At 60.1% G+C, this 20239-nt stretch carries 17 protein-coding genes; 5 read left to right on the plus strand and 12 right to left on the minus strand.

Annotated features, from left to right (window positions below; translation table 11 throughout):
• Positions 1–94: 94 nt before the first annotated feature.
• Both Q8O69_RS08275 and Q8O69_RS08280 read right to left on the minus strand, forming a co-directional pair.
• Positions 95–1087: an AraC family transcriptional regulator gene (locus tag Q8O69_RS08275; protein WP_305591165.1), complete on the minus strand. Its 993-nt coding sequence runs from the start codon at positions 1085–1087 to the stop codon at positions 95–97.
• Positions 1088–1188: 101 nt separating this feature from the next.
• Positions 1189–1983, minus strand: a complete 795-nt coding sequence (locus Q8O69_RS08280) for a hypothetical protein (protein ID WP_305591167.1) — start codon at positions 1981–1983, stop codon at positions 1189–1191.
• A gap of 304 nt (positions 1984–2287) precedes the next feature.
• On the opposite strand from Q8O69_RS08280, the gene purE reads away from it, so the two are divergent.
• The 5 genes from purE (at position 2288) to Q8O69_RS08305 (ending at position 5703) form a co-directional block, all read left to right on the plus strand.
• Positions 2288–2779, plus strand: a complete 492-nt coding sequence (gene purE / locus Q8O69_RS08285) for a 5-(carboxyamino)imidazole ribonucleotide mutase (RefSeq protein ID WP_305591169.1) — start codon at positions 2288–2290, stop codon at positions 2777–2779.
• Positions 2780–2925: 146 nt separating this feature from the next.
• The gene (locus Q8O69_RS08290; protein ID WP_305591171.1) at positions 2926–4011 is read left to right on the plus strand and encodes a 5-(carboxyamino)imidazole ribonucleotide synthase; all 1086 of its coding nucleotides are present in this window, start codon (positions 2926–2928) and stop codon (positions 4009–4011) included.
• A 51-nt stretch (positions 4012–4062) separates the two neighbouring features.
• Positions 4063–4821 (plus strand): ABC transporter substrate-binding protein, encoded by a 759-nt coding sequence (locus Q8O69_RS08295; RefSeq protein WP_305591173.1) that lies wholly within the window; start codon positions 4063–4065, stop codon positions 4819–4821.
• A 68-nt stretch (positions 4822–4889) separates the two neighbouring features.
• Positions 4890–5135, plus strand: coding sequence for a GlsB/YeaQ/YmgE family stress response membrane protein (locus tag Q8O69_RS08300; RefSeq protein WP_275960155.1), 246 nt, complete (start codon positions 4890–4892; stop codon positions 5133–5135).
• A gap of 34 nt (positions 5136–5169) precedes the next feature.
• Positions 5170–5703: a DUF3299 domain-containing protein gene (locus Q8O69_RS08305; RefSeq protein WP_305591175.1), complete on the plus strand. Its 534-nt coding sequence runs from the start codon at positions 5170–5172 to the stop codon at positions 5701–5703.
• 39 nt (positions 5704–5742) lie between these two features.
• Here Q8O69_RS08305 and Q8O69_RS08310 read toward each other — a convergent pair whose 3' ends face one another.
• The 10 genes from Q8O69_RS08310 to tssK form a co-directional block, all read right to left on the minus strand.
• Positions 5743–6786 (minus strand): tetratricopeptide repeat protein, encoded by a 1044-nt coding sequence (locus Q8O69_RS08310; RefSeq protein ID WP_305591177.1) that lies wholly within the window; start codon positions 6784–6786, stop codon positions 5743–5745.
• Between the two features lie 88 nt (positions 6787–6874).
• Complete coding sequence (locus Q8O69_RS08315; RefSeq protein ID WP_305591179.1) at positions 6875–7276, minus strand: lysozyme inhibitor LprI family protein; 402 nt, start codon at positions 7274–7276, stop codon at positions 6875–6877.
• A 10-nt stretch (positions 7277–7286) separates the two neighbouring features.
• Positions 7287–10124, minus strand: coding sequence for a hypothetical protein (locus Q8O69_RS08320; RefSeq protein WP_305591180.1), 2838 nt, complete (start codon positions 10122–10124; stop codon positions 7287–7289).
• Between the two features lie 38 nt (positions 10125–10162).
• Positions 10163–10633, minus strand: a complete 471-nt coding sequence (locus Q8O69_RS08325) for a hypothetical protein (protein WP_305591182.1) — start codon at positions 10631–10633, stop codon at positions 10163–10165.
• Between the two features lie 17 nt (positions 10634–10650).
• Positions 10651–12699 (minus strand): type VI secretion system tip protein TssI/VgrG, encoded by a 2049-nt coding sequence (gene tssI, locus Q8O69_RS08330; RefSeq protein WP_305591184.1) that lies wholly within the window; start codon positions 12697–12699, stop codon positions 10651–10653.
• A gap of 54 nt (positions 12700–12753) precedes the next feature.
• On the minus strand, positions 12754–13749 hold the full coding sequence (locus Q8O69_RS08335) for a serine/threonine-protein kinase (protein ID WP_305591186.1): 996 nt from the start codon (positions 13747–13749) through the stop codon (positions 12754–12756).
• A 10-nt stretch (positions 13750–13759) separates the two neighbouring features.
• Positions 13760–14488: a PP2C family serine/threonine-protein phosphatase gene (locus Q8O69_RS08340; RefSeq protein ID WP_090379571.1), complete on the minus strand. Its 729-nt coding sequence runs from the start codon at positions 14486–14488 to the stop codon at positions 13760–13762.
• Complete coding sequence (gene tssM, locus Q8O69_RS08345; protein WP_305591188.1) at positions 14488–18027, minus strand: type VI secretion system membrane subunit TssM; 3540 nt, start codon at positions 18025–18027, stop codon at positions 14488–14490. Before tssM ends, Q8O69_RS08340 begins: the two co-directional genes overlap by 1 nt.
• A complete protein-coding gene (gene icmH / locus Q8O69_RS08350) occupies positions 18024–18905 on the minus strand; it encodes a type IVB secretion system protein IcmH/DotU (RefSeq protein WP_305591190.1) in 882 nt (293 codons plus the stop codon). The genes tssM and icmH overlap by 4 nt, the downstream gene beginning before the upstream one ends.
• Positions 18906–18907: 2 nt before the next feature.
• On the minus strand, positions 18908–20239 hold the full coding sequence (gene tssK / locus Q8O69_RS08355) for a type VI secretion system baseplate subunit TssK (protein WP_160086100.1): 1332 nt from the start codon (positions 20237–20239) through the stop codon (positions 18908–18910).

Consider the following 20239-nt stretch of genomic DNA (forward strand, 5'->3'; position numbering starts at 1 on the left):
GCTTGCGGCATTCACCACATCCCTGTGGATTGCGAAGCAGGATGCCGGAGCCGAAAGCCCCTCCCACAAATTCCTGCCACCGCGCGGTGCAGGGTCAGGCACGAAAACGGCTTGGCGGCACGCCGCTCCAGCGTTGGAAGGCATGGCGAAAACTGGCTGTTTCGCTAAAGCCGAGGTATTCGGCAATCCGGCAGATCGGCCATTCCTCTTGGCCAAGCAGGGTTTTTGCCCGCTCAAAACGCAGCTCATCGAGCAGTTCCTGATAGTGGGTGCCCAATTCCTGCAGATGCCGACGCAGGGTGCGCGGTGAGCAGTGCATCTGCTGCGCCAGCTGTTCCAGGCCGGGTGGCGCGGTGAGCTGCTCGGTCAATAACTGGCGGATACGCGCGAGCCAGGCCTGGCGGCTGTTGAACTCGCTGTTTTGCTTGCGGCAGCGCTCAAGCATTTCCCGGTGGGTCACCGCATCGGCCAGCGGTAGTGGGTGTTGCAGCCAGCTGGCGGGAAAGGCGAAGGCGTTGCGTGCCGCGTCAAACTGCAGCGGGCAGGCGAAGCTGTGCGGGTAGCGCGCACTGTAGTCCGGCTCGCTGTAGCGAAACTGCGCGGCGCTGAGCGGCAGAGGTTGCCCTAGCAGGTCGTCGCTGATCAATTTGAGCGAGGCCAGGCACATTTCCAGGTTGAAGACTTCCAGCGCGGGTGCGTGCTGATAGTCGCTGGCGCTGACCCAGGCCAGCTTGCCCTCTAGGTGCATATCCAGCTTGAAGTAGGTGCCGAGCAGCGCCGGGTACTGCAGCATCAGCCGCCAGGCGTCACCAAAGGTGGCACTGGAGAGTGCGGCGTAACCGACCATGCCATAAGCCGACACATGCATGCGCCGGCCCAGCTCCAGGCCCAGATCACTGCGTAGCTGCAGGGCATTGGCGCAGACCTGCAATTCCTGGGTGCGGGTGATGCGCGTGTCGGCGCAGGCCAGATCAGCCATAGCAATACCGCTGCCGGCCAATAGCGGCTCGGTCAGTTCGACTTGTGTGGCAAAGATTTCCAGGATCTGCGAAACCACATGCAGGGTGGTCAGGTGGGCGTGCAACATCGGGGCAACCACAACAGTTCAGAATGCCTGAATGAGGCAAGAACTATGCCGCGGCACCGCTGCAGTCCGGGGCTATCCGGGCCGCTGCGGGCTAACCAGGTTTAGCGATTACGCAGGAACGCGTTGATAAAGTCGCCCTGATTGGGTGCTTTTTCATGGGTGGTGAACACCAGGCCTGCATCGCTTTCGCGCAATTTGAGCTCTGCGTCAAAGCTGCACTGCACGGTTTTCAGGCCTTTGGCGGCAGCCTTTTGCTCATCGCCGTTCTGGCACAGATTGGCCAGCTGGCTGACCACTTCACCGCAGAAACTCGGCACGCTGAGGCGCTTGAGCTTGTCGTCGTCGATGGCGTTCCACTCAACCTCCGTGACCAGCGTGGTGCCGCAGGCCTTCGAGGCGTCCTGGTCGATCTGTTGCAGTTGTGCGCTGAAGTCGGCCACGCGCTGCTCGCGGTCGAAGCGGCTCAGCTTGTCCTGAATGCCCTTTTTCTTTTGCTGCTCATATAAGGCCAACAGGTTGGCGGGTTTGGCCTCTTTGCTCTTGGTTTCGTCGAAGCCCAGCTCAAAGCCGTCGGTATTGGGCAGGTACAGCTGGAAGCGCTCGCCACCCCAGCCCTGACGCTTGACCAGCATGTTGTAGGCGCTGCCATTGAGGGTGGTGGTGTAATCGCGCTCATCGTTGCCGCGCTCGCTGATAGTGCTCAGTAGCACCACTTCATCCAGCGGGTGATTGATGCCGCTGACCTGGATCAGCGCCTGCTTGCCGTCGCTGCTGGGCGCGACAGTGACACTGATGCCTTTGCCGGCAGCGAACACTTGTGGGTATTTGGCCAGTTCCAGGGCGCTGGCGTTGAGGGTGAACAGCGAGGCGGCGAGTAGCAGTGACAGCCTTGTCATGGTGGTGTCCTTGGTCGTTAAAAGAGTGCCCAGTATAGCCAGGCCTCCGGCCGCGATTTGTGCGCCAGGTCTGCTCGTGGCGTTCGCCCGGCGTTGCCTTGACCTGCCGCCTGGTGTCGCGGTGGGCGGCCCGCGACAAACGGCGTGCCGGGGTGCACCCCAGCCCAGGCTTTACGGTATACTGCGCGGCCTTTGGCGGTCCGCACCGCCATAATTCATACACTAACAAGCCACGCCTGGTTTCCAGCGTGGCTTGTTAGTTTCTGCAGCGCCTACGGGCACTTGATGAAGAAGAGGCACGACGATGAGCGCACTGGTTGGCGTGATCATGGGCTCCAAGTCCGATTGGTCCACCCTTAGCCACACCGCCGAGATGCTGGACAAACTGGGCATTCCGTATGAAGTGAAGGTGGTTTCTGCCCACCGCACCCCGGACCTGCTGTTCCAGTACGCCGAAGAAGCGGACGGCCGTGGCATTCAGGTGATCATCGCCGGTGCCGGCGGTGCAGCGCATCTGCCGGGCATGTGTGCGGCCAAGACCCACCTGCCGGTACTCGGTGTGCCGGTGCAATCGGCGGTGCTCTCGGGTGTCGATTCGCTGCTGTCGATCGTGCAGATGCCCGCCGGTATTCCGGTCGCCACCCTGGCCATCGGCAAGGCCGGCGCAATCAATGCCGCGCTGCTGGCCGCAAGCATCCTCGGTCACCAGCACCCGCAGTTCCATGAGCGGCTGAAAGCGTTCCGTACCGAGCAGACTGAATCCGTGCTGGAGAATCCGGACCCGCGTGAGGCTTAAAGCCCATTCCATCAGGGGCTGCGACACGGCGCACTTGAACGCTGTCCGCTGCTCGGAATGCTCATTTACCGGCGTAAACTCCGCTTCCTGCGCTGCGGGCAACGTTCAACTGCTTGGTCTCGCCACCTGCTGAAAGGGGCTTTGTTATGAAAATTGGTGTAATCGGTGGCGGCCAGTTGGGCCGCATGTTGGCTCTGGCAGGCACGCCGCTGGGGATGAACTTCGCCTTCCTTGACCCCGCGCCGGATGCCTGCGCGCAAGCGCTGGGCGAGCATATCCGCGCCGATTACGGCGATCAGGATCACCTGCGTCAGCTGGCCGATGAAGTCGATCTGGTGACCTTCGAGTTCGAAAGCGTGCCGGCCGAAACCGTGGCTTTCCTCTCGCAGTTCGTCCCGGTGTACCCGAGTGCCGAAGCCCTGCGCATCGCCCGTGATCGCTGGTTCGAAAAATCCATGTTCAAGGACCTCGGCATCCCCACCCCGGATTTTGCCGATATCCAATCGCAGGCTGATCTTGACGCCGCTGTGGCCAGCATCGGCCTGCCGGCGGTGATGAAGACCCGCACCCTGGGCTACGACGGCAAGGGCCAGAAGGTCCTGCGCAAGGCCGAAGATGTCGTCGGCGCTTTTGCCGAGCTGGGCAGCGTGCCATGCATCCTCGAAGGCTTCGTGCCCTTCACTGGCGAAGTGTCGCTGGTGGCAGTGCGTGCCCGTGATGGCGAAACGCGCTTCTACCCGCTGGTGCATAACCGTCACGACAGCGGCGTGCTGGCGCTGTCCATCGCCAGCACCGATCACCCGCTGCAGACGCTCGCAGAAGATTACGTCAGCCGCGTGCTGACCAAGCTCGACTACGTCGGTGTGCTGGCCTTCGAGTTCTTCGAAGTCGATGGCGGCCTGAAAGCCAACGAAATCGCTCCGCGCGTGCACAACTCCGGGCACTGGACCATTGAAGGCGCCGAGTGCAGCCAGTTCGAGAACCACCTGCGCGCCGTCGCCGGCCTGCCGCTGGGTTCGACTGCCAAGGTCGGCGAGAGCGCCATGCTCAACTTTATCGGTGTGGTTCCGCCGGTGGAGCAGGTTATCGCCATCGACGACTGCCGCCTGCATCACTACGGCAAGGCCTTCAAGGTCGGCCGCAAGGTCGGTCACGCCACCCTGCGCTGTGCGGATCGCGCCACGCTGGACAAGCAGATCGCCGTGGTCGAGGCACTGATCGCCAAGGCCTGAAGCCGGCTTTGTGACTAAGCTCCTGCGTAGGCCATACACAAGAGCTTCGTCATGAAGTATCTGCTGCTGTTGTCTGTACTCTTCCTGCCGCTTTGCCATGCCGAACAGGTGTTACGCGCCGATTACCGCGAGCGTCCGCCGGAGATGCAGGCCCTCGACTCGTTGCCCGTCGGTCCACTGATCGAGGTGCTGGATACGGCCGCGCAACGCGTCGGCGCGCGCATCGAATGGCGTTACGCGCCCTTTGTGCGCAGTCTGGAAGACCTCAAATCCGGGCGTATCGACCTGGTGCCGCGCGTGCTGTTCACCGCCGAGCGTATGGACTACGTGCACTTTCTGCCGTCTATCGGTACCCAGCGCAAAAGCATCCGCTTTATCGTCAAGGCGGGGCAGCAGGCCAGCCTGCGCAGCTATGCCGACCTGCAGGGCAAGGTGATCGGGGTCAAACGCGGCACCGCCTACTTCGATCAGTTCGATGGCGACAACACCCTGCAAAAAAGCCTGGCCACCGACGACTACCTGTTGGCCGGGATGTTTCGCGCCGGGCGCCTGGATGTGATGGTGGTGCTGGACGCCGAAGCCATCGAAGCGCAGTTCCACAAGATCGGCTTCCGCGATTACAGCTATGCCGACTTCCAGTACGAGCAGTCCCTTGGTAACTATTACGGTGCGTCGATGCGCCACTATCGGGGCGAGAAAACGGCCCTCTACGAACAGCTAGGCCAGGCGCTGCGCGACATGCGCGAGAGTGGCGAGATTGCCCGCATCTACCACCTCTATGGCGTCGCACCGCCAGAGACCGAAGAGTAGCGAACTGCCAGCTTTTCCCGTGGTCAGATCAACGGTCGTAAATCCCACCGTCCATTCAGGAGGCTCGCATGAGCATTATCGGCATCATCTTTATCGGCCTGATCGTCGGTCTGATCGCGCGCTTTATCAAACCCGGTAACGACAGCATGGGCTGGATCATGACCATCCTGCTGGGCGTCGGCGGCTCGATTGCCGCCACCTACGGCGGCCAGGCGCTGGGCATCTACAAGGTGGGCGAATCCGCCGGTTTTATCGGCGCGGTGATCGGCGCGGTGGTGCTGCTGGTAATCTACGCCGCTGTCAGAAAGGACTGATGCCCTTTCACTCCGCTGCTATGTGAGCCCGCCGATGCGCTATCTGCTGTTACCCCTGCTGCTTATCAGCACCCTGGCCTGCGCCGAATTGCCGGAAACCGACTGGCTTGAGCTGATGCCGCCGGAGGACCGCCAGGCTCTGGAGGAGATGCCCGAGATCAGCCACCAGGGGCTTGAGCAGGACAGCGGCTTCTACACCCCCGGCGGCCTTAAACAGCAGGACCAGAACCTGCCAGCGGTGATGTACTCGACGAAAACCGTCGCCGCCTTCGATGGTAAGGCGGTGCGCCTGGGTGGCTATCCGGTACCACTGGAAACCGACAGCAAGGGCCACAGCACGCTGTTCTTCCTGGTTCCTTACCCCGGCGCCTGCATCCACGTCCCGCCGCCGCCACCGAATCAGCTGGTGCTGGTGCGCTACCCCAAAGGCATCGAACTCGAAGACATCTACAACCCCCTCTGGGTCAGCGGCACGCTGAAGATCGAACAGGTCAATAACGAGCTGGCGGATGCGGCTTATGCCTTGGAGGCGGAGTTGGTAAGGGTGGTTGAGGAAGGCGACCTATAACCAATATGTGCCGGCGCTCTTCCGGCACATATTGATTACTCACTTTCTCGATTGGACGCGTTCCGGGATTTTCGTCTGTTTTCCGGCTTCGATCATTTTTTCGTGATACTGGTTGTACGCTTTTTGAGCGGGCTCTTTCTTTCCTAGCGCCCAATAAGCATCCGCCAGATTCAAGTAGGCGACCACTCTGTCTGGGTGCTTCTGCGTGATGTGTTTCAGTAGCTCCGCGGCTTCTTGGTAATACCCCGACTGCTCGAATAGGAAACCAAGGTCATTGGACCAGCTGATTTTTTTAGGGAAGTAATATTTTTCAACGATGTATTTTCCAGGATTGCATGTGCCATCGCCCTCACCTGCAATGAAATAGCTGACAAGAGTCTTCAATTCTTCACGGTCGCCAGCTTTGTACGCTTGCAGCGCAGCGTTGAAATTGTCGGACTCGGTCTGCGACATCAATTTTTCTGACGCGGCCCCTGATGTTTGATGTTCAAAGCGCAGATCTTTCAGCTTGCCGAATGCACGGGTACCGTCGAAGTCGGCTATCGACGTGAAGGCAAGATGTTGCTTGTCGATTACGTACGTACTGAGCCGCGACTGCTCGCACTCGGTGCTGTTTTCATTCAACAGGACCTGTGTAAGGTCGAAGGACTTTGTGGCGCTGTCGTACTTGAATTTCAGGTTGAAATTGTAGGCGCCATTCCCGTCTTCTCTGGTGATCAGAACCAGATAGTCTCCCGCTTGGCTCGAGGGCGAGAGCAGGGTATAGCGCTCACCTTGCAGATCGGTAACCGATACTTTTCCCTGGTGTTCGGCGGCCAGGTCAGCCATGTAGCCGTCGTAACTATTGGGCGAGTACGAGTTTTCGATGCGGGGCAGGGCTTTATCCGAATCAACAACCGTAGTGCCTGCAAGGTCTGTAATCAGCAGGCGCTGGGAGCGTGCGTCGTTACTATCTACAAGGCGCAGTTCTTGTAGTGAGGACAGTCCCTCAGGTCGTATCGTTTCGGCGTTCGCAATAGCGCAGGCCAGCACCAAGGTTGAGGCGAGTGAAAAATGCAGCAGGCTGAGTTTGTTGATGTGCAATTTAGTACCTGCGTCATTGGGTTGTGTTCACTCCCTTCGGATTCTGCAGTACCGAAAAACTGCGCTTTCTATGAATGGCTGTTGGCATTCATATGTCAGGAGCTATGTTTTTCAAATAATTTGTTCTATTGTCGCTCATCCTTGAAATGCAGTTGTTAATTGTTGCTTGGTACGCTTCTGTGGTTTCTTCTATTTCAAAGGCTTCCAGTTTGCAATCTGCGTCTCGTAATTTTATCCATTCTCTTTGTGCGCCTCTCAGCAGAGAAATATATTGATCGGCTAGCAATGGCGATTTTTCGTATTGATGCTTTATTCGATCTAAAGTCTCTTTGTAAGATAAGTTTAGCGTCTTGTCAGATTGGTCTTTTTTATATTCAGCACATTGTGCTATTTGTTGAGATGCTTCAATTTTTCCACATGGGCTTTCAACGGTATCGCTGAGTACTGGAAATGCAAGAAAGAATAATGCGAATGGATATATTTTTTTCATGTTGGGTGCTCTAGTTATTTCTGAGGTACCTGGCTCTATTTCGACCTGGCTCGTACTGGCTAATGGCGGGTGTATTTTCTATATAACGTATTAATTCTTCTTTATCATTTCTCATGCCCGCTTTCATAGGGTTTGGGCCCTTTGTGAAACCTTGGTATACAAAGTCGACCAGCACATCCCGAATGATTTGGGTAAGGCCCCCCCACTCTGTCCTACCGGGCTCGCTTGCAGTCCAGTGATTGTAATTATTAACAGCCCGCGCTACGTAATCTGGATAGATAGTGTTGAACAGAATTATTTCCTGCTCGGTGGTTATTTCTCCAATGCTCGTTTTGTTATCTCTTACAAATTGTTGTGCGGCCGTACCTTTTTTCCCATGACCCTTGGCAATTTTGGTTGCCTGATCGTGGTTGATCCCAGCATTTTTCATATGATTATAAACTTCTGATTCGCTTCGGGAGCCCATGTCATAGCCGCGGCCTAACGTCACGCCTGAAAGATCATTTCCTGGCCAGTGAATAACACGGCTGAAGAATGGAGAGGTGGGAATGTCATTCCCCTCTGCGTCAAATGTGATTTGACCTTCTTTAATAACGTTATTGATCTTGGCCGCTGTATTGAATGCACCGATAAGAGCCAGTGGTTGCACATGCCATGCCTTCCCATCTGTATTAATTCCGTGCTTTCCTGCGACATCGTTCCACCAACTCAACGTTCTGATACGACTCTTCTCCTCAACCCAATCCTGGTTGGGATCGTCGGGGCTGTGGCCCATCAGGTCATCGAGTTCGTCCCAGCGCGAGGAATCCCAGAACCACTCACTGTCATGCTGCGTGACAAGCTGCGAGATGGATTGAGCGTGCCATGGTTTTTTCAGCGCAGCCTGGATCTCTTTTGAAGTCATTTTTCCGTCGCGGTTACTGTCGATGATGTCGTAGAGACGGGTGCGTACAGGACCTTTGTCGGACTGGTCGATCGCACCCTGGTAACTGGCCTTTTCATCATCGGATAAGCGGCGTGCCGTGTTGAGGTAGTAGGCCAGCCCCGAGCGTGGCGTGTCGGTATCTTCGACAAAGTCGAAGCCCTCCCATTCCCATGGGCTGTGGCGGGTTGTAATAAGTTCCTGTTCCGACAACCAGCCATTGATGGGCTGTCCATCCTTGTCGGCCAGAAGATTATCGAGTCGCCACCAATTGGTCTCGGGTGTGCAGCCGGTTGCCGTGTTGCTGGCCGCGACCTTGATCTTGGCCTCAGCCGGCAACGCATCCAGCAAGTTCTGCGGCAGAATCAGGTCAACACCGATCTCGGCGCCTGCATCGCTTAGCTTCGGCGGATTGCCGCTCTTGATGTCTTCGCGGTGAGGGATCAGTTTGCTGGCCCCCGCATGGACCTTGAGTAGGGTCTTTTCTTCATTCGGCAGGTTCTGCGCCCACGTCCGGCTTTGGCCGATGAACGCAGGGACGTCATCACAACTGAAGACTTCAAAGTGCAACAGTTCCTGAGGCGAACCGTCGCTTTGATTCTGGTATTTGCCCACATGCCCAATCAGATCGCCTGCCTTGATTGGCACTGGCGGGTCCAGCAACACGATAGAGCCCATGGCTTTGGGTTGTGCCTTAGGCGTCAGAAAGGTTGAAGAGACATAGCCTGGCAGCGTTCCGTCTTCATTTGGCGTCAATACCGGCTCGGTGTTGCCGCTGATGACCTCCTCGAGCTTGAGGAATGCACCTTCACCTGAGACACGAATCTGGGCACCCTTGGTGAGTTTGCCCACGATGGGTGCGTTGCTCTTGGCCTCGCCCCGAACGTTGAGTTCGTTGCTGCGGGTATTGACGGTGTATAGGTCGGAGCCCCAGAACGCTGGGCGTTCCAGCTTTTCGTTCTGGAGATAGTCTTTCCAGCACTTGAGGTGCATGTACAGGCTGTAGATCGTCAACGCCGGTGGCTGGGATTTCGATGCGTCTTCGGTGGCGGGCGCCTTGGCCTGGAGCGTATGTTTAACCAGGACAAAGGCGGTGGAAAACGGTGCGCGTATCTGAAACGGCGGTGTGCCGTTGTAAGTGCTGACGGGGTATTCCTCGTCTACACGGTAAGCGACTACCTCGCCGTGGGTCATGCAGTTGATACGGCTCTGGTCGAATGCATCGGATGTGCCTTTGTCCAGATGAATGCCGCCATGCCACAAACCATTTCCACCAATCGGGTAAAAGCCGCCCTTGGCTTTGCTTAATGCGGTCAGGTGTTGCAGTGAATGGCCCGCTATCGGGGCAAAGGGGTAACACCAATCGCCCTTGGCACCGTTTTTACTGCCCTCGGCGACGGTTGGCTTTGCCTCGTCCGGGTTCAGTGTGCCGTTCACCATATCCGCGATATAGCGTTTGAAGTCACCTTCCTCAAGTTCGGCGTGAACGTGGATGGCGTAGCTCTGCGCGCCTGCTCTGTCCGTTCCCGCCTGAAGGCCAATGTGCTGACCGTAGGTGATGGCGTCCCCATCGTTGACCTTGAAGGTGGGGTGGAGGTGCAGAATCTGCCCGATCAGCTGGCCATTAGTTGGGGCGTCATAGATTTTCAGCGTTCCGTAGGCGCGACTCGTTTTTGCATAGCCAGCCAGCGGACTTGGAACTGGGATGGATCGATTACTGCCCTCGACGAGCAACACGAAGTCCTTCTTGATAAGCGTGCGACCACCGATATGACGCACTTCTTCTAGCTGACCATTGATGGTTTCGTAGTCTCGATTCGGCTCACGCCCTGAGGAGGGATGGTGTTTGGCGAGATCGTCGTAACTATTCACATCTTCAATACGGCTGCCAACACTCTCAACTATTTTATAGCGACGCCCTGTCATGACTTGTCCTATTGGAAGGTTGTGATCGTATTCAACGGTCAGAGGCCGCAGGCCGCTCCGAAGGTCTTATAGGTGGCCGTCTGGCCGGCAGATTCGAAGGTAAAGTCAACGTGACGGTCATCTGACTCGTTGTACTCGGACTGATTGAACTGGCTAACAGTGGTAAGGGTGGCGCTCATCGCCTCGAAGGCATAGGCAGTGAGCGTTTCATTAATCTCGCGCTGCTGCAGCTCATGAACAAATCCATCGATCTTGACGAACAGCACTTCATCGATCTCAACGGCGATTGGTTGAGCATCAGCCTGCGGTTGGTACTGCTTATCAGCCGGAACTAGCGCGCAGCGGTAATTCTCGATGCCGCCGCCCTCCTGATACTGGGAAACGGCTTCCTGATAGGTAATAGGTTCAAGTTCAAGAGCCGTACAACCCGCTAGGTAGCCACAGGACAGAATGAATACGATTACCTGGCCGACGAGGTATCGGCTCCCAGGTGTGTTTGTTTGGGTCATGGCGTTCACTATTCACCTCAGCCTGAAAAATTCATGGTTCTTTTTACTTTCTTTTTGGGGTTGAGTAGGCCTCCTACCAACGCCTCATCCAACAAACTCCCCGCCCTATCGCTATCCGCCGCACCCGGCAGCACCGGTGGTTTGATCTTGATCCCCGAGCCCTTACCCGGTGCGCCGCCGGCGTTTATTTTGGCCAGGGGGCCGAGCAGGGTGATGCCACCGGGGTCGAGTTTGATAAAGCTGCCGCCGGCTTTGAGGGTCAGTTCGGTGCCGGCTTCGATGACCATTTTCTGTCCGGCCTTGAGGTGGATTTCGCGGCCGGCATTGGTCAGTTGGGCGGTGCCGAGTTTGATGTGCTGGTTCTGGCCGACGGTGAGGTGGTCGTCGGGTTTGACCTCGACCTTGCGCTCGGTTTTCACCGTCAGGTTTTCTTCGGCTTTGAGCTCGGTGTAGCTGTTGGCTTCGACGGTGTCGTGGCGTTCGTTGCCGACGCGGATCTTCTGGTCGTGCTCAATGTTTTCATCCCAGTCGCGCTGGGCATGCAGGTAGATCTGTTCGGCGCCTTTCTTGTCTTCGATGCGCAGCTCGTTGTAGCCGCCCCCGCCCGGTGTGCTGAGGGTTTTGAATAAGGTGCGGGTCTTGTTCGCCGGCAGGTCGTAAGGCACGACGTGTTCGGCGTGGTACAGGCAACCGGTTACCAGCGGTTGGTCGGGGTCGCCTTCGAGGAAGGTCACCAGTACTTCCATGCCGATGCGTGGAATGGCGATGCCGCCGTAGCCATCACCGGCCCAGCTGGAGGCCACGCGCAGCCAGCAGCTGGTGGTGTCGTCGGCCTGGCCTTCGCGGTCCCAGAAGAATTGCACCTTGATCCGGCCGTACTCGTCGCAGTGGATTTCCTCACCCGCTGGGCCGGTGACCACGGCGGTCTGGCTGCCGAGCACCTTGGGTTTTGGATGGGCCAATGGCGGGCGGAAGGGTACGTCCCAGGGTGTGGCGGTGAAGTGGTTGCGGTAGCCCTGCTGGAAACCATCACTGGCGTCGGTATGGCTGGTGACCGACTCTTCCAGCACTTGCGGCTGTTTGCCCTGGTGGATGACCTCGTGCAGCAGCCAGAGGTCGTTGTAGTCCTGGCGCGGGTGGTCGGAGAGTTCGAGAAAGTGCCCGCAGAGCAGTTTTGGCTGATCGCCCCGGCCTTCAGCCAGGCGGTAGTCGGCGCGGTGGCGTTCGAGGTGGCGTTGGCTGAGGTGCTTGCCGCGCGCACGGTCGACAAAGCGGCCGGGGTAGTCGTAATCCTCAAGGTCCGGCAGCGGCTTGGCCTCGGGATCGCGATCTTCCTTGAAAGCGGCTTCCATCAGCAGACGCGGTTGCTCGAAGTCGTAATCGCGGCGGGTGATGCGGCTGGTGCGGGTTTCCAGGCGTACGGCGAAGCGCTTGATCACCGGCTCATCGGCGGTCATGCCGTTGTCCTGCAGGTAGGCAGTGGGCTGGCCGAGTTTGCCGAAGGCGCTCTGGTCGTCACCGAAGACCAGCACATGACCCTGCTCGCTGTGCTGGAAGTGGTAGTGAATACCTTCCTCCTCGCACAGGCGCTGGACAAAGTGCAGGTCGCTCTCGTCGTACTGCACGCAGTAGTCGCGCTTGGGGTAGACGCTTGGGCCGAGCTGGAACTGGTAACCACCTTCGACGATGCCATGCTCTTGCAGCACCTGGGCGACGATCTGCGGCACCGTCAGGTGCTGGAAAATCCGCTGGTTGGTGCGCAGGGCCAGGTAGCTCAGCTGCGGCACGATGCTCAGTTTGTAGCGTGTCAGGCGCTTGCCGGATTCGGCCTGGGCGACCTGATAGATCAGGCCGTGAATGCCCAGACCATCGGGGCTGAAGGCGAGAAAGGCGCGCTGATGCAGCAGGCTTTGCAGATCCAGATCGGCGTTCTCGCTGATCAGTTCCACCTCGAAACGATAAGGCTGACTGATGGCTTCGCGGCCGCTGAACTCGAGCACTTGCAGGTCGTGCTCAAGGCCTTCGATGCTCAGGCTGAAGTGGGTTTCATTGGCCGGATTGAACATAGTCATTTCCTTGTTAAAAGATCATCCATTGATGCTGCTGTCCGCGTGCTGCGTTCAACTGCGCCGTAGCCAGCGCCGCCAGCCGCTGGGCATGGGCTGGCGAAATACCTCAAGCAGCTGCGCGCAGCTGATACTGCGCTGCGCTTCATCGAACGCCAGCGCGGTGCGCAGGGCGGGCCAGCAATGCGCCGGTAACTGCTCGGGGCGTTGCAGCTGTTTATCCAGCTCCATGGCCTTGGCCTGTTTGGCGCTCTGTCGGCGGAACGGGTGGCGCCCACTGGCCAGCTCATACAGCACGCACGCCAGGGCATAGACATCGGCAGCGGCGCTAAGCGGCGCACCGTCGAGCAATTCCAGGGCAGCGTAGCGCGGCGTCCAGGCGGTAAAGCGGTTGCGGCACAGGCGCGGCAGGCCGGGTAACAGACCTTCCACGGGCTGGCCGAGACCATAATCGAACAGGCGCAGGCCGTCTTCGGCGAGCATCACATTGCTGGGTTTCAGGTCTCCATGCAGCACGCCGAGGCTGTGCGAATAGCTCAGGGCATCAAGCAGGGCGATGGCGATTTCCTGCAATTCGCTCCAGGGCAGGCCCTCGGGGCGTTCACTGAGCAGTTGATCAAGCGTCAGGCCCTTGAGCAGCTCCAGGGTGAGGAAGGCGCGCTGGCTTGGCACATCCACCTCGAAGCCGAACAGGCGCACCACATGCGGATGATTAAGCCGCGCGGTAAGGGCGAACTCGCTGTACAGCAGCGAGTTGGCGTCTGGGTATTCGGCGAAGTCATCGCTGAGGGTTTTCAGCGCGACATAGGGCTCGGGGTCACCGAACTGTTCGCGCAGCAGGTCACGGGCGCGATACACAGCACCCATGCCGCCGACGCCGAGCAGACGCTCGATCTTGTAACGGCCGCCAAGCACTTCCGGCAGTTCGCTGAGTACTTCGCGCGGGGCTTGCGCTGCCGGTTTGGCGGCAGTCGCGGCCAGGGCGAAGTAGGTCAGGTCGCTGGCCGGGCTGCTGGCCTGCTGCAGTTCGTCGAGCAGCTGTTCACTCATCCGTGAGTCCTCATCGGCGGATCACCACCGCACTCAGGTTGTCCCGCGCCGGGCCGTCGAGGGCCTGCTGGAATAAACGATTCAGGGTCAGCTGCGGTGACGGCAGGTTCAGCGCAGCCCCCAGAGCATCGGCCGACAGGCCCTGGTAGAGGCCATCGCTGCACAGCAGAAAGGCATCGCCGGGCAGCACATCGAGTTCGAGAATTTCCAGCTTCAGCTCGTCACTGGCACCGATGGCGCGGGTGAGGGCGTGCGCTGCCGGATGCCGAGCAGCTTCGCTTGGGCTGAGTTGCTGCTCATCGATCAGCTGCTGCAGCAGCGAGTGATCACGGCTGAGCTGATACAACCGACTGCCGCGCCACAGGTAGCAGCGGCTGTCGCCGGCCCACACGCACGCGGCGCGGTCGCCCTCGATCAGCAGCGCCACCACCGTGCTGCCGATCACCGGGTCCGGATGGGCGGCGGTGACCGTCAGCTCCTGACCGAGGCGGCGGTTGAGCGAGTGCAGGCGCTTGCGCAGCTCATCCAGACGCTGCGGCAAATCGCCTGCGCTCGGCTCGGCCAGCTGCTCGACAATCAAGCGGCTGGCCAGGGCACCGTTCTGGTGCCCGCCCATGCCGTCGGCAACCACCCACAGGCCCTGCTCCGGCAGGGCCAGAAAGGCATCCTCGTTGCGCGCCCGCACCTTGCCGGTATCGGTACGCGCAGCGCTGCGCCAGAGGTTGGCAACTTCCTGCATCAGAGCGTGGCCGGCAGTTTGAAGCTGCGCAGCTGGTCCAGATCAAACGGGTTCGGCGAGCGCTGGCTGTGCAACAGGTAGTTGGCGCGCAGGCCGCCGAGGTCGGCCTTGAGCATCAGCACGTCGCGGCCGCTGTGGTAGTCCACGCTCATCAGGTCGAGCAGGCGGAACAGCGACCAGGGGCCGGTGTTTTTCTCGATACCCACTTTGCGTCCACCGAGCTCTTCGACCACCAGGCTGGTGCGCCCTTCATTGGCTTCGGCCGGCCAGCTGAAGGCGGTTTGCACGATTGGTCCGTGGCGGTATTCCATCTGCTGGTTACCGAAGCGAAAGTCGGCGCGGCCCAGGCTGGAATCCAGCGAGTAGGGTTCCAGCTTGAACAGCACTTTCGGCTCGTTGGGGTTCTCGGCGAAGAAGCTGCGGCGAATGGTTTGGGTGTGGCTCATCTGCAGCAGGAACTCGCGCGACAACGGCAGGCCACGGCCATCCACGCGGCGCAGTTGGTACTGGCCGGCGGTGCCACTGACGAACGGCTTGAGGTAGTTGTCGAAGAAGCGCTCGGCAATCCCCTGAGCCTTGAAGAACTCGCGGAAATCGGCAATCGCCACATCGCTTTCGCTGTGTGCGCTGAACGGATAACGCTGCTTCAACGAGCCGTCATACGCGGCGTACAGCTCGCTCTTATAACGCTGATTGAGGTAGTGATAGGCGTCGTTGAGCACCAGCATCCAGCTGTCTTCGGCGAGCAGGCCGAGCCAGTTGCCGACCGGTTGCGGCAGGCGCGCGGCACTGCTGCGTACCTGGTTGATCGCATCACGCTGGCCGCCCATACGCGCCTTGGCCAGTTCGAACGCGGCCTGCTCCGGAGCGCTGGCGTGCGCCAGGCTGGCCAGTTGCAGTTGCAGAGCATCCAGCGCCTGCAGGGTAGTGGCCAGCTCCGGGCCGGCACCGCCGTTTTCATCAAGCAAACGGTGCAGCGGTTCGAAGCGGCGCTCCAGGGTTTTACGCGCGGTATCCGGCAGATTTTTCACCAGTGCCGCTTGCGCCTGTTCGGCGGCAGCGCCGGCGAGCTTGGCGACTTTGCCCAGCTTGCCCTTGGCGCCTTCCAGCGCTTCGGCGGCGGCACCGGCATCATCGGCGGCTTCGGCCATGCCTTTGAAGCGGGTGTTGTCGCGCACTTCCACCAGCAGTTGCAGCAGCGGTGAGTTGGCGGCGGTCAGACCGGCCAGTTGCAGGGCACCCTGACCGGCGCTGCCGATCGGGTCCAGCGACAGTTGCGCGAGGGCTTCGCCCCAGTAGTTGGCGTAATCGCGGAAGTACAGCTGCTCCATTTCCACCAGCAGACGGCTGAGGTCGTTGCTGCTCAGGGTGTCGCCTTCGCCGAGTACCCAGTTGTCGCGCAGCAGGTCGCGCACCAGGTCGGCGCCCTTGGCGGTGAAGGTTTTCTGGTAGCCAACCTGGGTATAGAAACCCGGAATGGCGTAGTCACTGCCGACAAACAGCCCGGCCTGCGGGCCGAGTTTCTGGCTCAGGCGATATTCCGGGAGGCTGCGCGCTTGATCACGGAGCATGCGGTAGACCACGTTGGCCAGCGATTCGCTGCGCAGGATCTGCCGAGCCTGGGCCACCAGCGGTTCATTCAGCGAATAAGGCGCGAACGACTCGGACAGCAGGCGCTCGAAGTGCTCATTCAGGCCGCGCTGACCGACGCTGTTGCCGGCGTAGCGCAGCGACCAGTCGGCCGCCAGCCACTCCTGCAGGAAGGCCTTGTCGCGGCGTTCTTCCAGATTGAGCATCAGATAGGCACGCAGACTGTTGAGCAGGCGCTCACGGTCACCCAGATTGGCGCGGACTTGCGCCTCCAGCTGACGACCGACGCGGCTCAGCAGCAGGTTTTCCAGCTCGGCGCGGTAGGCCTGTTGCAGCGTCGGGTCGACTTTCTCGCCCTGGTACAGACCGCCGCGTTGCAGGTAGGACACCTCATCCACCGGCGGGAACACCTGAGTGGCGGCGTAGCTGTGATCCAGCGCCTTGAGAGTGCGCAGGGCATCGTCCTGAGCGCCAAGGCTGTTGTGTTGCTGGGTCAGTTGCTGAGCGAGGGTGCGCAGTTGCTCCAGGCGGCCGTGGTTACCGGAGAAGCCGCCGGCCCAGACCACACCGAATATGCCGAGCACCACCAGGGCGGTGGCATACATGGCGCGCTGGCCCCAGTCGATACGACGGACTTCCTTCTGATCGAGGCCGGCAAGGTCGGCTTCGGGGAAGATCACTCGGCTGAGCAGGTGATTGATAAAGCGTGCACGACCGGTGCGGAAGGTCGGCAGGGCGCTGCTCGACAGGCCGAGGTTGCGGCCGATGCTGCTGGTGCTTGGGTCGAGCTGGTCGTTCAGTTCCGGCGCGCTGGTCAGGTAGAAGCCGCGCAGCTGGCTGGCACGCTGGTAGCGGTTGCCGCTGAAGGCCAGCTCACTGAACAGGCACAGACGCTCGCCGAGCAGGCCCAGCTGGTGCGGGAAATCGAGGATGCGGCCACGGCGCTGGGTGTCGCGCTCCTGGTGCATACGCAGGATCACCTGGCTGTTGAGGCGGCGCAGCAGTTCTTCGAACTCCTGGCGGATCACCTGCACGTCGGTGGCGTTCTGCTCTTTGCGGAAGCTCGCGCCGAGTACCTGGTCGCTTTCTTCGCGTGACAGCTGGTCGAAGAACTCATCGAAGCCCAGCACCTTGTCGGCCTTGCTCAGCACCAGGTACACCGGTACATCGGCGCCCAGACGCTGGTGAATATCCTGCAGGCGCTGACGGGTCTGACGGGCGAGGTTCTCCAGTTCGATTTCGCTGCCGCCTTGCAGCTGCTCCACCGGAATGTTCACCAGCACGCCGTTCAGTGGACGCGCGCGGCGTTTGCGCAGCAGGCCCAGCAGGGTGTCCCAGGCGCGGCTGTCGATGGCCGGGTCGGGCTGGGTCAGGTAGCGCCCGGCGGTGTCGATCAGCACGGCGTGATCGGCGAAATACCAGTCGGCGTAACGGGTGCCGGAAACGTCCTTGGTCAGGCGTTGCTGGTCACCGCGATTGAGCGGGAAATCCAGGCCAGAGAAATCCAGCAGGCTGGTCTTGCCGCTGTTTTGTGGGCCGAGCAGCAGGTACCAGGGCAGCTCATTGCGCCACTTCTCGCTGCGGCCGCGGTACAGGCTGGAGCGCTTGAGGGTGTGCAGGGCCTGCTTGAAGCGATTGCGCAGCTCAAGCTGTTCTTCGTTGATCAGGCCTTCGCGGCGCAGGCGCTCCTGGGCGTCGGCGTCATCCTCTTCAGCCTTCTTGCGGGCGGTGGCCTTCCAGCTGGCGAATACCATGGCCAGGCCCCAGATCAGGAACAACCCGCTGATGCTCAGCAGGCGGCTGGTGGCCGATTCCCAGAACTTATAATCGTTGACCGCGAGCAGCGGGCCGACAAACCACACCAGCAGCGCCAGAACCAATACCAGACACAGGCTCCATACCCAGGTCTTGCGGAAAAATGCGGCTAACTTGCCGAAAAAACTCTTCATTTCAGATCATCCATGCTTACACCCGCAGACGGGTCGAGTTGCTCGAACGGCTGCAAAATAGTTTCGCGCTGCTCGCCCAATACCCAGGCGAAACCGCCATACATCACCACTAGGCACACCAGGGTGAACAGCGCCACCAGCCACCACGGCACGATGCGCACCAGGCGCCGGCGGGTGTCTTTCAGGCCCTGCCAGTGCGGCGAAACCTCGCGCGGTACGTCACCGCGCATCTGGCGGATCTGCCGATAGAGGCTGTCGCGCACCGCTTCCAGTTCGAGCATGCCGCGCGGCAGCACGCGGTATTTGCCCTCGAAGCCGAGCGACAGGCACAGGTACATCAGCTCGAGCATCGGCAGGTGCTTGACCGGGTTGCGCGACAGGCGCTCGAGCAGCTGGAAGAACTTCTCGCCGCCGAAGGTTTCGTTGTGGAACGAGGACAGCAGGCTCATCTGCGACCACTCGCTCTCGTTGCCCCAGGGCGTGGTCACCACGGCCTCATCGACCACGGTACAGAGCACGTAACGCGCGGCCATCACCTGGCTGCTTTCCGCGCCTTCATGCAGGGCGCGGTGCTCGAACAGCTTGATGGCGCTGGATAGGCGCTGGTTCAGCGCGTGCATGTCTTCACTGTCGAAGCTGTGCTTGAGGCGCACCACTTCCGAGAGCAGGGTGGCGGCGGCAGCCACTAGCGGGTTGAGGCTGATATTGAAGCTCTCGGCCGGGCGCAGGCGCGCGGCGTAGATCATCCGCTCTTCCAGCTGCTCGAATTTCGGCGGTGCGGCGAAGTCAGTCAGCGGGCTGTGCGCGGGGGCATCACCTTTGCGGTTGAGGATGACGGTCTTGTCGTCCTGGCCGTATTCCATTTCCTTGGTCGTCATAATCAGTTCCTGATCGCCCAGAATTTCATCTCAAGCCCGGAGAACTCGCCGGACACGTGGAAAGCGAAGCCGCCGGAGCGTTCCAGCTGCGCCAGTTCCTCGGAGCCCAGTTCCAGGGCGAAGTAGGTTTTCCCCGAATGGAAGGGAATCTGCCGTGGTGCCACTGGCATCGGTTTGACCTTGATGCCTGGCAGGTGCAGGTTGACCAGCTGGCGAATCTGCTCCACCGGGCCGACCTTGAGGTGTGCCGGCAGGCGCTGGCGCAGTTCTTCCGAGTCGCACTGGGCGCTGGCGGCGAGGACGAAGGTGGAGGTGGCGAGCAACTTGTGGTCGTGCAGCGGCGACACCTGAATGCCGTACTGACGCTGTTGCAGCAGCATTTCGATGGCGTGCTGTTCCAGCACCATCGACAGCACCTGGCGGATCGCATCCATCAGCTTGCGGAAGCTCACGCCTTGGTCGCTGTGCAGATAACGGCCTTCCAGGCGCGGGCGTTTGATCTCGCTGGAGAAGGTCGCCAGCTCACCGAGCAGGCCGAGCAATTCGCGGTAGATCTGCTCCGGGTGCACCTGCTCGATGCCCAGGTAATGGCGCAGCACCGGCTCGAAACGGTTGATCAGCTGCAGCATCATGAAATCCCCGACTTCCGCCCCGCCTACCTTGCCGGTGGCGCGAATACGTTCGGCGAGGATGTCGCCCCGGTGGGCGAGCATGCTGATCACTTCCTTGAGGCAGCTCAGCAGGTAGCCGGAAGCCTGGAAGTTGACGTAGGTAGGAATAAATTCCGGGTCGATGCTGATCACCCCGTCCGGGGTGGTATCGAGTACGTCGCACAGCTGCAATTTGACGTAGGCCTGGTCGCTCTGTTGCTCGCCGAGCAGCAGACGGAAATCCGGGCGGCCGCAGCTGACCTGACTCGATGCGCTGTCGCCGGCGTTGGAGTCGGTGACTTCCTCATCGAAGGCGGTAAAGCGCGCCAGCACGTCCTGCTGCTCCGGGCGGCGGCTCTCGATATGGTTACCGGTGACCAGCGGTAGGGCCAGGTACACCGGGGTGTTGCCGGTGTTTGGCGGCACGTCGAGGGCCAGCGGCTCGCGCTCGGCGCCGATGTCGAACAGGGTGCCATCGGGCAGGATGCCGCTGGCCTTGCTCACCACCAGCTTGCCCATATTGAGGAACTGGCGGTCGATCTCCAGCTCGAAAAAGCCCCAGGCATAGCTGTCGAGCTTCTGCGTACGGGTTTTCAGCTGGTAGTCGTAATAACGGTCGTTCTGCTGGAAGTGCTGCGGGCGCAGCAACATGCCTTCCTGCCAGACCACTTTATGCATGGCCAT

Source organism: Pseudomonas sp. (assembly GCF_030690725.1).
GTDB lineage: Bacteria > Pseudomonadota > Gammaproteobacteria > Pseudomonadales > Pseudomonadaceae > Aquipseudomonas.

Excerpts from the sequence above, each read along its gene's own strand:
- Q8O69_RS08320 (WP_305591180.1), bottom strand. The coding sequence starts at position 10,124 with ATGACAGGGCGTCGCTATAAAATAGTTGAGAGTGTTGGCAGCCGTATT.
- Q8O69_RS08340 (WP_090379571.1), bottom strand. The coding sequence starts at position 14,488 with ATGCAGGAAGTTGCCAACCTCTGGCGCAGCGCTGCGCGTACCGATACC.
- tssI (WP_305591184.1), bottom strand. The coding sequence starts at position 12,699 with ATGTTCAATCCGGCCAATGAAACCCACTTCAGCCTGAGCATCGAAGGC.
- Q8O69_RS08335 (WP_305591186.1), bottom strand. The coding sequence starts at position 13,749 with ATGAGTGAACAGCTGCTCGACGAACTGCAGCAGGCCAGCAGCCCGGCC.
- Q8O69_RS08275 (WP_305591165.1), bottom strand. The coding sequence starts at position 1,087 with ATGTTGCACGCCCACCTGACCACCCTGCATGTGGTTTCGCAGATCCTG.
- Q8O69_RS08295 (WP_305591173.1), top strand. The coding sequence starts at position 4,063 with ATGAAGTATCTGCTGCTGTTGTCTGTACTCTTCCTGCCGCTTTGCCAT.
- tssK (WP_160086100.1), bottom strand. The coding sequence starts at position 20,239 with ATGGCCATGCATAAAGTGGTCTGGCAGGAAGGCATGTTGCTGCGCCCG.
- Q8O69_RS08280 (WP_305591167.1), bottom strand. The coding sequence starts at position 1,983 with ATGACAAGGCTGTCACTGCTACTCGCCGCCTCGCTGTTCACCCTCAAC.
- tssM (WP_305591188.1), bottom strand. The coding sequence starts at position 18,027 with ATGAAGAGTTTTTTCGGCAAGTTAGCCGCATTTTTCCGCAAGACCTGG.
- Q8O69_RS08290 (WP_305591171.1), top strand. The coding sequence starts at position 2,926 with ATGAAAATTGGTGTAATCGGTGGCGGCCAGTTGGGCCGCATGTTGGCT.
- Q8O69_RS08325 (WP_305591182.1), bottom strand. The coding sequence starts at position 10,633 with ATGACCCAAACAAACACACCTGGGAGCCGATACCTCGTCGGCCAGGTA.
- Q8O69_RS08300 (WP_275960155.1), top strand. The coding sequence starts at position 4,890 with ATGAGCATTATCGGCATCATCTTTATCGGCCTGATCGTCGGTCTGATC.
- Q8O69_RS08315 (WP_305591179.1), bottom strand. The coding sequence starts at position 7,276 with ATGAAAAAAATATATCCATTCGCATTATTCTTTCTTGCATTTCCAGTA.
- icmH (WP_305591190.1), bottom strand. The coding sequence starts at position 18,905 with ATGACGACCAAGGAAATGGAATACGGCCAGGACGACAAGACCGTCATC.
- Q8O69_RS08305 (WP_305591175.1), top strand. The coding sequence starts at position 5,170 with ATGCGCTATCTGCTGTTACCCCTGCTGCTTATCAGCACCCTGGCCTGC.
- purE (WP_305591169.1), top strand. The coding sequence starts at position 2,288 with ATGAGCGCACTGGTTGGCGTGATCATGGGCTCCAAGTCCGATTGGTCC.